We start from the raw sequence: 12,874 nt of genomic DNA, 5'->3' as shown, positions 1-12,874 counted from the left end.
TTACAATTACAAAGATTCATCATAATACATATTTCCAAGCATCTTATTAACAATATCTACATGGTTAATTAAAGAAGTAATAAGTATTATAGGCGTTTTAATCAGTAATGTTTTCTTTTTTATTTTTTTTCTAATATTATATATCTCTTTACATGTATTAAGATACTTCTTATCCTGAGGATAAAAGTATCCTTCTTTTTCTTGCTTGATTATATGATTCAAATACCTAATCAACTTCTCGATATGTATTACACTTCTTTTATTATGGTAATCTGGAAATATAGGTGTAAACCTAGCCAACTTCTCAAGTCTAGCATAATTCCCCTTGCAGCCTTCCCCATACACCATAGGAGGGCGCACAATAGCGACCTTAAAATTCTTATCTTTTAGTTTCACAATATCATTTTCAGCTGCAAGCTTTGACTTCCCATAATAAGTAACAGGGTCAGGTATCGTATCCTTAGTAATACAACTTGTCCTATTCCCGAATACGGCTGCGGTGCTTAAAAATATAAACTGCCCCACCTGATTCTCTTTTGCTTTCTTTGCTACTTCAACTGCCAGTTTATGATTAATCTCATCGTATAAAGGCCAGATTTGCTTCTTTTCTTTTTTATGTACAATCGCTGCAAGATGCAATATAGAATCATAACTAGAAAAATCAACTTTTCTCCATCCTCCATCAGAGGCAGTTACCATATCCACTTGCAATTCCAGCACTTTGCTATTTCTTACATATTCATTAAATTTCTTACCAATATAACTATTGGCACCAATCACCAGAACCTTCTTCATAACGAATTCCCTCTTGCAGTCCTTCTTTTACACCTTCACGTTTTATAACACAGCTTACAGTTTTAAACATACATTTTATATCAAAGATAAAGCCCATCCTCTTAATATAATCTCCATCTAGCTTTGCTTTTATCTCAATGGGAATCTCATCTCTGCCGTTTACCTGCGCCCAACCTGTTAAGCCTGGCCTTACGTTATTCGCACCATATTTATCTCTCTCTGCAATTAAATCATATTGATTCCACAGGGCAGGTCTTGGACCGACGATAGACATGTCCCCTTTTATAATATTTATCAATTGAGGTAGTTCATCCAGACTGGTTTTTCGAAGTAATTTACCAACACTAGTTATGTACTTCTCTGGGCTCTCCAGCAGATGAGTTGGCGTATTTTTAGGAGTATCTATCTTCATCGTACGAAACTTTATAATATTAAATTCTTTCTTATCCTTGCCGATTCTTTTTTGAAAAAAGAATGCAGGCCCTTTTGATGTCAGCTTAATGGTTGCTATTGTAATCAAAAATAACCATGACAATAAAATCATAGCCAGAAAAGACAGTATTAAATCAATCAACCTCTTTATTTTATTTATGTACATAAGCACAATTCCCCATTTTTCTATGATATTTTCTATTATAAAGAATAAACCATATGAATACAAGCTTTTTATGACAATACATTATTTTACAGTTTATATACTATTTTACCTTGTAAAACCTCATCCCAATACTGCTCTTAGGTGTTGAAAATAGTTTATTCTCACATTATCTAACATATGCCTGTCAACCTGTATTATGCTTAACTATTTTACTATTCCACATCAAAATAGAGAATGTATCTTAAACATCACTTTAAAAAGTCTCCATATGAAAAAGAAATTACTCTTTTTCATATGGAGACTTATCTTGTTCGATATAAATACTTTTATTTCTCAGTAATTTAAGAATCAATTTACATATTTGTTTCCCACCATATTTTATTCTTTAAATACCGAACCAAAATATCAAACCGACGAAATGCTGCTGCCATGGTTCGCCCATCAATGTCACTAAGCATATTGTAATTAAAATAGTCCTTTAATATATGTGTCATTTGGTTCTCTGCCTTGCTATAAAGCTCTTCTTTATTTTGCTCAAAATAATCCTTAAGCTCATTAAAATTGGCATGCGTTACTCGGTTTAAATCAATATCAAAATGGTGCAAAAGCTGCTTTCCAATCATATATGCCAGAAAGTGCTGACTGAATGGGCGATGTGTCTGTACTTCTTCACTATCACTAAAACGTTTCCTGTTATTGTCACAATAGCGGAATATCAAAACTGACAGTATCATTTGGGCTGCATTTAAATTATCGAAGATTTCTAGGTAATATTTATCAAAAAATTCATTTCTTTTGTATTTTGCCAGGTGTGGCTGTTCGCGCCATACAGCTAAAACTGCCTCAGCAGCTACGGTGGAAGGAATCACATTGGTATTTGATGCATTGTCTCTTTTTCTCTTATAGATAAAGCCCAGTGCCTCTGTTCCCTTTTCTAGTAGCACCTGCCTATCATCATTTGATTTCAAGTCTCTAAAATCTACAGGATTCTGACTGTTAGTTGCATATGTGATGTCCTGAATGATGCCCTCATCATCATTTACCTCATAAAGACGAACCAATAAATATACTTGTGAAAAGTCAACCTCTGAATTCTCCTTTACAGTTTGATGAATCGTCTTGCAGGTTTGTCCTCCATTAATAATCTGGAGCTTGTTAATTTTAACAATCCAATCCTTTTCTTGCAAGCCATTATAGCTGAACTTTTCACATATCATAGTGACCCCATTATTGAAGAAAAAAAAGTTCTGTCGCTTTTCCTCATCTAGCAAAGTTTGAACAATTCCATCGTTCACTGAATTTTTACCCAAATAGCGTCGTATGTTTTTTTCTAATAAACCATCACCATACTTTTCCATTAATTCATAGATTTCCATGATAGAAATACGCCCCAGAATAACTCGTTTATAATTAAAGTTTTCCTGTATTGCTTTGCCACTTAACGTGAACTGAGTGTTAATTGAGGTGGTTCGGTTTATATATTGAATAATATTCTTATGATTAAAGTGTACAAATTGAACCTGCTCCTGTCCAGCAAAAGCATTGCTAATATGATTTTCTCCCTCCATGTTCCAGCTTAGTCCATTATTAAGCATTACAAACGTCACATAGGGAATCTGACCATCTAAAATAAAGGAACGAACTTCATCAACCTTTTCTTTGCTCTTTGGATTCAATTCAATACGTGCCCCAGGATCAAACACGCACCTTACAGTATTGACTGCTTTTTCTATAGCATTGGCAGGGAAGTTACTGTCGTTCTCCAGTTTACGTGAATATTTTGACTGGAATAAAACCACAGTCAATTGGGAATCTTGATTTTCTACAATATAGGCAGCATCAAATCCACCATCACTGCCTCCATCTGTAATGAATTGAGCCGCTTCCGCAATATCAATGTCCAGATAAGCGGCTACCCCTAATAGTAAAAAAGCCTTCGACCTCTTTTTTTCCACATCTCCCTCTGTAAATAGTTCTTTATTATCTTCTAGAATTTTATTTACTCTTTGATCAATAATCTGCTTTGCTATATCCATTATTTTCACCTGCCTTTTGGTATTTAAAGATTTTGTCCGTTTCATTTATTGACGTTCTGCTTATATTATAACCATCACAATATATTCCAGTCAAGGAAAATATCCCCCTCGGTATGCTTCCTTTCCAAACTATAAATAAGTTTAAGAATTCCTTATATTTGCTTATTTTGCTTGTAAATCCCCCTCTAACGTATTAAAATATGAAGGAGTAAGTTGAAAAACCAAGATCAGGTTTTCAACATCTTGATTTCTACGTGTGCCAAAGCACACTGATAGGAGTTAAGTTAAAAAACCAAGTTCAGGTTTTCAACATCTTGATTTCTACGTGTGCCAAAGCACACTGATAGGAGTTAAGTTGAAAAACCAAGTTCAGGTTTTCAACATCTTGATTTCTACGTGTGCCAAAGCACACTGATAGGAGTTAAGTTAAAAAACAAAAAGGAGAAACTTATGAAAGGAACAATTACTTCCTCAACCTTGAGACAAACCGGTGGAAACAATCGTTTAGAATCCTCAGGCAGCAATAAAATATTTTTATTACCCTTAGTGTTTATAAGTGCCATCCTGCCTTTTATTATGCGTTCCTACCAATTCAGTACAAATTTAGGACAGTTCGCATGGTTTGCAGAGGATGACACAAAGGTGGATATCTTCTTATTTTACAAACAGGTCTTTCTATTGATTGCCTGTACAGTAATGTTAGTATGCCTTATTTATAAAATCGTGAAGGAAAAGATAACGTTATCTGTAATACCTGCTTTAATCCCCGTCTTTTTATATGGTATTATGGCTTTACTTTCTACCTTATTCTCAAAATATTCATCTTTTGGCTATAAAGGTGTTTATGAGCAGTTTGAATCTGTATTCGCCCTCCTAGGCTACTGTCTGATTGTATACTATGCCTATCTTTTCATTCAGACAGAAGAGGACGTCAGATTTATCTTAAAATACCTGTTATACAGTGTGCTTGCTTTTAGTTTATTAGGACTTCTACAAGCAATTAACCTTGATCCTATTGTTAGTGATATTGGAAAAAGAATATACCTTGGAAGGGAATATTGGGATTATCTTGATAAATTCACCCTTTCCTTTGAACCCGGACGAGTTTATTTAACCTTTTATAATCCGAACTATGTGGGCAGCTACACGGCACTTATTATCCCTATTCTCTTAGGACTTCTACTGACAGAGAAAGAAGGTAAAAAGAAAATTTGTTACATTCTTGGCCTATTAGGTATGGGGATATCGCTAATCAGATCTGGGTCTGAAACAGGTATGATTGCATTATTTGTTGCGATACTATTTTTCATTTTCTTCTTTCGAAAGTACATATTTAAATACAAGAAGATTATTTTTCCTATTGCCGGAATCGGAGCAGTATGCATCGTAGTATTAATAGGTGTTAAATTTACAACCATTACAGAAAAAGTCCAATCTGTATTTAACTTAAACCAAGCAACACCATCCATTACATCGATTAAAACGGAAGAAGATCTGACTATAACCTATAAGGGAAATGATTTAAAGCTTAATCTGTTTGTTGACTCTAATGGTATTATACTTCTCCCTATGGATAAAGATATGAATTCACTGCCCTTTTCCACGAATGAGAATGGAAAATATACCATGGAGGATGAACGCTTTGCAGGTATTGAGATGTCGATTGTCACCTATAATGATATAGTTTGTTTAGATGTATCCATTGAAGGAACTGAATGGGTATTCACCAATCAACTTGAAAACGATAGCACTTATTATTACTTGAATGCTGTAGGTAAATTCGATAAAATTGTTGCTGCTGATTCGGCAGTATTTTCGGGTTACGAATCCTTGGCAACCGGTAGAGGTTATATCTGGTCACGTACGATTCCTTTATTAAAGGATCGCATCCTCTTAGGTTCCGGTGCTGAAACCTATATGATGGCTTTTCCTCAGCAGGATTATGTGCAGAAGGCAAATTACGGTTTTGGCGGACAGCTTTTAACCAGACCTCATAACCTATATCTACAGATAGGTGTACAGACAGGTGTTGTGTCCTTGTTGGCATTCTTAGTCTTTTACATAATGTACTTTATAAGCAGTATCCGTATCTATAAGAATGGAACGTTTGATTCTTATCTTTCCATCGTTGGTGTTTCCACCTTTCTTGGAACCATTGGTTATATGATAACCGGTCTTTCCAATGACTCTTCAATTACAGTTGCACCTGTATTTTGGGTTCTAATAGGAATAGGCATTGCTATTAATTACAGATTAAAACTTAGCAAAACTAATAATTAACTGATAGATTCAATTTGATTTATAGATATAAAACAGAAGTCACAGCATATGATTATTGCTGTGGCTTCTGTTTTATTATAAAGATATTATAGGCGATTGCGATACAATAGGATTAGAGGGTTTAAGTAGACACGTTCCACAATTGACGATAAGAATACTATAGGTAATTATGTTTTGCAACTATATATAAATCTCGTTTTACAACCGCTTTACTTAGTCTTCTCTTCATAGATAGCACTGACTTCTTCAATTCCGCCTTGTGCTATCACCTTTCCCTTTTCTAGCAGAATAGCTTTATTACAGATTTTTTGAACCTGTGCCAGGGAATGGGATACAAATAATACAGTAACCCCTTTATCAAACATGGATTGGATTTTAGCTTCACATTTTTTCTTAAACTTTGCATCACCTACTGCAAGAACCTCATCAAGTATTAATACATCTGGTTCAACAATCGTAGCAATAGAAAAACCAAGTCTTGATTTCATACCGGAGGAATAATTCTTTAAGGGTACATCAATAAACTTCCCCAATTCTGAGAATTCAATAATTTCATTGTATTTCTCGGCAATGAATTCTCTTGGATACCCTAATACAGCACCATACAAATATATATTTTCTGCACCGGTATATTCTTTTTCAAAACCTGCACCAAGCTCCAACAATGGTGCTATCCTCCCCTTTACCGTTACTGAACCTTCGGTAGGCTTTAAAACGCCTGCAATTATTTTTAGTAAGGTACTCTTACCTGCTCCATTTAACCCCAGAATCCCAACACGGTCTCCCTGATCTATGCGTAAGCTTACATCCTGTAAAGCCCAAAACTCTTTATATTTTAATTCTCTTCTGATTAATTTAATAAAGTATTCCTTTAAGTTGTCAACCTTTTGTGATGCTAAGTTAAACCGCATACTGACATGACTTACATCTACTGCTGTCTTTTTCATAGTATGCCTCCTTTATTCTTCACTGTTATTCTGTAAGCAAGTTCTTTATGTGCAATTACACGTGCAATATAAACTGATCCTGCTTCTTATAGAACATAAATGCTCCAATTGCCAAAAATCCAACACTATATACCAATGATAAGGCTAATGCTCGCTGATCTAATGGAGCTCCAAAAATGGAATTTCTAAAATTTACAACTACAGAATACAGAGGATTTATTTCTAAAAGCCAGCCGTAACCACCTTTGATAATTTTAGCTGGTTTATAAAAGATTGCAGATGTGTACATTACCATCATAAGTGCTACTGACCAAATGTATTCTAAATCTCTAAAGAACACGGACAAGGTTGCCAATATCAAACCGATACCATAGCACATAATTGGCAGTACTGCCAATGGTATGATTACCTGAAACAAATAAAAAGTAGGCTTAACTTGTAATACAACTCCAACTGCAACCAAGATGATTAGTGATATCATAAATATAATATAGTCAGTTAAAATACTGGCTAATGGGTACATATATTTCGGTACATATACCTTTTTAATCATGCTGCTGTTCATACGAATGGATTTCATAGCAACTTTGGTACTGTTGGAAAAGAAAGAATATAAAAGTCTACCGGATAGAATATATACCGGGAATTGCTTATCCTCATTACCAAATAAGGTACCAAAAACAACAGTCAATACTATCATAGTAAGCAAAGGCTCAATCAGAGTCCAGAGAATACCTAGATAGGATCTTCTATATCTTAAAGTAATACCTTTTTTCACTAGTTCACCTAGTAAAAATCGGTATTTTTTAAAATTATTCCAATATTTCTTCAAATTAACACCTGCACCTTTCGATTATCACAGGCTGCTGCACCTAATTTTATGTTAAATATTTCCAGCAGCCTATAATATTTCAGTTATTTTCTCAAATCATTATAACTATACAATAAATCATCGATTGGCTTTTTATCCAATTTTGAAAACAATTCCATGCGCTCCAATTTATAACGGCTGGGTTTACTATGATTTTTCTTAAATGCAGCCGTCATGTTACTATTTTTGTATGTGAAGTTTTCTTTTACCGCTTCCCAGATCTTACTTCCTCTTTCATTATTGACTAATAACAAGCTGACACCTTTATCATCAAACATTGACGGGTCAATATCTTTAATTCCCCAGAAGTCGCCAAGGGTAACATCACCTACCCGGTTACGATAGGTATATGCACAGATGCTACAGCTAGGTCTTGAAATATAATCATTTAAGAAAGCACGGAAATAATTATTTTTTCTCGCATTCACATTTAAAACTTTACCATTTGCAAACTCAATTACCATGGTTGCTTTATGAATTAGCCAACCTGAATTCTTATTACGGAAGGTTAATTTAACTACTTTCGATTTATATTTGTTATTTAAGTAATCAATATATTGCTCATACACTTTTGGTGAAGGCGAAGCATGACATAAAATTTCACAAATTACTAAATTTTCATATTCTTTTCTTAAATAAGAGCGTAAGGCAGCACATTCACAGGGTAAGCCTGAATATAGAACTGTCTCCTTATCAATTAAAAGTTGTTTTATTCTTGGAAAAATGCCATCAAAATCACTCTTTACATATTTAGAACCATAGAATGCTTTTACATCCTCCATATTATGTGCTATGGAAGACACCACCCTCATATCCTTATCGTATTTTACACCAACTACATAACCTTTTTTCTCTTCGATTACATATCTGGCCAGTTCTGGAAAAATAGCACCGGAAGAACTCTTTAACCGAACCTCCTCTGATTTATTCATTACAGAGTATACTTTAGGATATTCTTCTTTAAATTCCAGCAATTGATTGGATTTGCGAATACACGCTTTACTACAGGCACCACAATCAATACATTTTTCTTCGTCAACGACAGGATATTTAAAACCTTCTGCATCGGCAGCCATTGTGATAGCCTTTGTCGGGCAGATTTCTTTACATGCAAAGCAGCCATAGCATTCCATCTTTGTAATATTAGTCGGACAGGCTACTTTTGTATTCCTTGCATTTTCTCCTAGGGCATCCATTAAAAAGACTAAAGAGCTTTGTCTTAATTCAAGGATTCTCTTTCGCAGTTTCTCTGGGTTCTCTATGGCAAACTGGGAGAAATCTTTAAATTCTTCCTTCTTATACAAGAGATGTGATTCCAGATTCAAAGCTTTTAATAGGTCTATGGTTCTACTTCCGGTATTGGAGTGGAGCATGGATACAAACGGGGTTTCGTAAATAATTGAAAATACTGTACCATGAAAGGAATTTGTTATAACATATTCCGCCTTCTCGATAAGTCCCAGGAAATCTCCAGGCGCTGAGGTGTAACAGCTTCCGATTTCATTTTTAAAGAGCTTGTTTGGTCTTCTTTGAATAATTGGCAGACCTGTAGCAGTTGATACTCTGTTGGCAAATGCGATTACATCCGGATTGTGTTCCATCATATATACAAAGATATATTTTTCTCTGATATTTGGCATTGTCTTAATTGCATCATAATCTTCTCTGGGGAGTAAAAGAGTTGGATCTAAAACAACATCAACCGATTTATCTGTTAAGTTACCAATAGCTTTCTTCGCACTCTTTTCTCTAACGGATATGGATGTAAAACTCTTTAAACTGTTTCTTATCTTATCATGGTATATGGGAAGAACATAATCCTTACCAATACTTGCTGCATAAGAAATCTTGACAGCTTCCTTATCTTTCACAAAGTCAAGAAAGAAAGCTGGATCAAAACCACCGATATGCTCACTGTTCCACACCTGGTCACTGCCAACTATATAAGCATCTAAGTTAAGATTGGCAGCTTCCAATTCTTCATAGGTGGTAAAGTCACCCAGAAGATCGAACTGTTTATGGATAAAACCAGTGTAGTTATTATATCTTTCCAGGCTTCTAGGGTTTTTACGTCGTAGCTTAAATTTAGCAATACTTTTAGCAAACCCTTCTTTCCCTTTTAGAGGATTATATAGGTCATCAATGATGCTTGGATGATAATGAATAACTGAGGCTTCTATTTTATTATTCTTTAAAACTCTCTGCAAAGCCCAGGTTTGAAGACTTGCTCCAAAGTTGTGGGCGTTATGAAATGTTACAACTCCAGCCTTCACTATATAACCTCCTTTAGAATGGTATCAATACTAACCGGTTTCTCATCAATTGTAATAATTTTCACTTTTTCTCTTAGCTGCTTTATCTCAGCTAACTTCTCCATCGAAGATGGTACTATAACCAGTGTATATTGTGACAGATGCGTTATTGCATACTGTATATTCTTTTTATAAATTTTAGATGAATTATATTTCTTTTCATTAAAGTCATGAAAATAAAATATCTTTTTAGCATCTATGGCATCAAAAACATGAATAAGCATTAAATCCATGCCTGAATAATTTATAACATAATCAAACGCAGTATTCCCATAATATTTGGCGGTCTCACGTTCTGCCAAAGTGTTAATCTTATTCTTTGTATAACTATTCTTAATCCCAAAACGGAATGTTAGGATAAAAGCAATATATTCTGAAAATGTATAATTTCTTCCAGGGGATATTGGTATATAGCCTATCTCTTGATTAAGCAGGCTTAAGTTTCTTGAAGTCTTTTTCATTGCTCCAGCTTTAAAATGTAGAAAAAGATTTTTTTCTTTATCTTTTCTATTATTTAAGCCTTCGATGAACTTCAAATCTTCTTCGTTATTTTTAAGCGCTTTGGTATAAATAAGGACATTGGATTCCTGATTCTTACTGTAATCCACTACCTGTAGTTTTGTATCTTCTTGCAAGAATACCATGTCACATACATTTTTAGCAGTCTCTGCAGAATCATAGCTGCAAAATCGTTTATAGAACTTTGGATAATCATAATCTGGATTGTTTATTTCTTTAACTAAATCATCTACGGTTTCAACCTTAGGCAAATCCATCTCATCCAAATCAATGTAAATACCTCTGTCACCAAGATATTCTGCTCTATCGTAAGTGAACAGAATAATCTTCTTCTTTGAACATGCATAGTCGAACATAATACTAGAGTAATCAGTAATCAGTAAGTCACTTGCATTTAAGAAGTCATAGGTCTCGTATTCACTTGGAAATTCCTTAACATGAATTAATTCTGAATAATTAATACTCCGTTTTACAAAGGGATGTAACTTTACAAATAATACCTGGTCATCTCTTAATTTATGGTCTAAATGTGCAAGGTAGCTAAAAATTTTCTCTACCTGCTCCTTATTCTGCTTCTTATGAAGCAATCCTCTCCAGGTCGGCATATAAACTAATACCTGTTTCTCTGTTAATCCACACTCTGTGCGTATTTTATCTCTTCTATCCGTACGATAAAAGGAAGAGTTTCTCGGATAACCGGATAGTAGCACTTTACCTTTGTATACTTCATTTAGCATATAGTCATCAAAAAATACCTTTTTAGAAAATTCATTCTGATATAATAGATAGTCTGCTATATAAAAGTTTCTCTGGACATTACCAAGTGCATATTCTCTGTCCGGTACAATACGTCCCATGGCTTTAAGAGGCGTACCATGCCAAGTATTTAAGTATACTTGATTTGGTTTCTTAATAAAATAGGGAGGAAAACTGGTATCTGTAACTAAGTACTTTGCCAAAGCCAAGGTTCTTAAATATTCATCGGTGTGTAATTCTATAAAATGAACGTGATTTATACCATAGTTGCTTAACTGCTTGCTATAGGTTTCTATTAGGTCTTTTTTCATTACAAGGCATATACGGTAATCACGATATTTGTCTCTGGCAGTTTCATATATCATATTAAAGATATTACCAGCTAAATCCTCTCCATGCTTGGATTCGAATAAGATAACCTTCTCATTCACCTGTAGGCTATCATAGTACTTTGAGTATTTCATATCTGACGGTAAGTGAAATAGCTTATATACTTTAGATTTTTTTATATTACGTTTAATAACCGCAGCTTTTTTCTTGCTCTTTTTAAATTTTTTCCATTTACGAGATACTTTATCCCATTTACCACTTATTTTCAAAAATAACCGGTACACTCTGCCAGGTACCTTTTCCCGATAGGTTACATATTGAATTGCTTTATTACGATTTACATAATACTTCATATGTTTCTTAAGAGATGCACTTGTTACATATTTTAAGTAATGATTACTAGACCACCCCGGGATATAATCCTCTAAGAAATCCTGGGTAGCATTAATAATATCTATTTTTAATTTTAACTGACCTTTTTTCTCATCCGCATAGAAAGATTCATAACGATAGAAGAAATGCCTTACACATATATATTCCAATTCTTCTTTAAACTCGTCGAATAAATCATGACGCTTCATATAATCAAACAATAAAGCAAACGCTTTTACTATATCCTTTGTTGCTTCCGAAAAGCTATTTAAGAAGCCTACCTGTGTTGTCTTCCGATAATAATACAACGGTTCCGGCACAACACCTATACTTTCAGCCTTTGCCAAGGCACCAAAAGCCACTACTAAATCTTCAAATCGAATTCCTTCCGGAAAACGTATATCATCTAATAGAGAACGTTTAAAAAGCTTGTCCCATGGAAAGGGGGAAGCATGTACATATTCAAATTTTCTGTCAATCATCTTAAAGTTTTGATTCATAGAAAATATCTTTATTGCTTTTTTCTTTAGTTCTGTCTTACCCTCTACTTCATACACATTACATCTGGCACACATAACTAAATCATTATTGTCTGTTATAGCCTTTTTATATAGTTTCTCGGCCATATTAAGCTCTATATAATCATCACTGTCCACAAACATGATGTAGTCACCCTGAGCGCGGTCTATGCCGTAATTACGGGCATGACTAACCCCCCGGTTCTCAGTTGTATATACTCTGACCTTTCCCGGGTATTTCTGTTCATATTTTTCCAGTATCTTAATACTATTATCAGGGCTACCATCATTAACTGTTATAATCTCGATTTCTTGTAAGGTTTGATTGACCATACTTTCCATACAATTTACTAGGTATTTTTCAACATTATAAACTGGAACAATGATACTAACCTTTATATCACTCATTATAAAAATCCTCCTAAGAGTTAACTTTCCACTAAGATGGATTTTAACATACAAAGGAGGATAATGCAATAATTATTAAGGATTCTTAAGGAGTGTGTTGAATTATAGACAAAAAAAACTAACCACCTTAGG

The 12,874-nt window shown here is 34.3% G+C and carries 8 protein-coding genes; 1 reads left to right on the top strand and 7 read right to left on the bottom strand.

The genetic code is table 11. The features are described from left to right. Window positions 1-6 precede the first annotated feature (6 nt). The 3 genes from acsn021_RS04785 to acsn021_RS04775 all read right to left on the bottom strand — a co-directional run bounded on the left by acsn021_RS04785 (window position 7) and on the right by acsn021_RS04775 (window position 3,474). The gene (locus acsn021_RS04785; RefSeq protein WP_184090460.1) at window positions 7-795 is read right to left on the bottom strand and encodes an NAD-dependent epimerase/dehydratase family protein; all 789 of its coding nucleotides are present in this window, start codon (window positions 793-795) and stop codon (window positions 7-9) included. Next, window positions 764-1,393: a sugar transferase gene (locus acsn021_RS04780; RefSeq protein ID WP_184090457.1), complete on the bottom strand. Its 630-nt coding sequence runs from the start codon at window positions 1,391-1,393 to the stop codon at window positions 764-766. The genes acsn021_RS04785 and acsn021_RS04780 overlap by 32 nt, the downstream gene beginning before the upstream one ends. Window positions 1,394-1,746: 353 nt before the next feature. Further along, the gene (locus tag acsn021_RS04775; protein WP_184090454.1) at window positions 1,747-3,474 is read right to left on the bottom strand and encodes an AIPR family protein; all 1,728 of its coding nucleotides are present in this window, start codon (window positions 3,472-3,474) and stop codon (window positions 1,747-1,749) included. A gap of 405 nt (window positions 3,475-3,879) precedes the next feature. On the opposite strand from acsn021_RS04775, the gene acsn021_RS04770 reads away from it, so the two are divergent. After that, window positions 3,880-5,709 carry an O-antigen ligase family protein gene (locus tag acsn021_RS04770; RefSeq protein WP_184090451.1) on the top strand — a complete coding sequence of 610 codons (1,830 nt, stop codon included), beginning with the start codon at window positions 3,880-3,882 and terminating at the stop codon, window positions 5,707-5,709. A gap of 209 nt (window positions 5,710-5,918) precedes the next feature. Here the strand turns inward: acsn021_RS04770 and acsn021_RS04765 are convergent, their stop codons facing one another. The 4 genes from acsn021_RS04765 to acsn021_RS04750 all read right to left on the bottom strand — a co-directional run bounded on the left by acsn021_RS04765 (window position 5,919) and on the right by acsn021_RS04750 (window position 12,742). Continuing rightward, a complete protein-coding gene (locus acsn021_RS04765; RefSeq protein ID WP_184090448.1) occupies window positions 5,919-6,656 on the bottom strand; it encodes an ABC transporter ATP-binding protein in 738 nt (245 codons plus the stop codon). Window positions 6,657-6,711: 55 nt separating this feature from the next. Further along, window positions 6,712-7,488 carry an ABC transporter permease gene (locus tag acsn021_RS04760; protein ID WP_184090445.1) on the bottom strand — a complete coding sequence of 259 codons (777 nt, stop codon included), beginning with the start codon at window positions 7,486-7,488 and terminating at the stop codon, window positions 6,712-6,714. Between the two features lie 83 nt (window positions 7,489-7,571). Next, complete coding sequence (locus tag acsn021_RS04755; RefSeq protein WP_184090442.1) at window positions 7,572-9,800, bottom strand: polysaccharide pyruvyl transferase family protein; 2,229 nt, start codon at window positions 9,798-9,800, stop codon at window positions 7,572-7,574. Beyond that, the gene (locus tag acsn021_RS04750) at window positions 9,800-12,742 is read right to left on the bottom strand and encodes a bifunctional glycosyltransferase/CDP-glycerol:glycerophosphate glycerophosphotransferase (RefSeq protein WP_184090439.1); all 2,943 of its coding nucleotides are present in this window, start codon (window positions 12,740-12,742) and stop codon (window positions 9,800-9,802) included. The genes acsn021_RS04755 and acsn021_RS04750 overlap by 1 nt, the downstream gene beginning before the upstream one ends. Window positions 12,743-12,874 lie beyond the last annotated feature (132 nt).

Origin of the sequence: Anaerocolumna cellulosilytica (genome assembly GCF_014218335.1) — a bacterium.
GTDB lineage: Bacteria > Bacillota > Clostridia > Lachnospirales > Lachnospiraceae > Anaerocolumna > Anaerocolumna cellulosilytica.
Note: the sequence above shows the minus strand (reverse complement) of the source record. Positions and strands in the feature narration are given on the sequence as shown.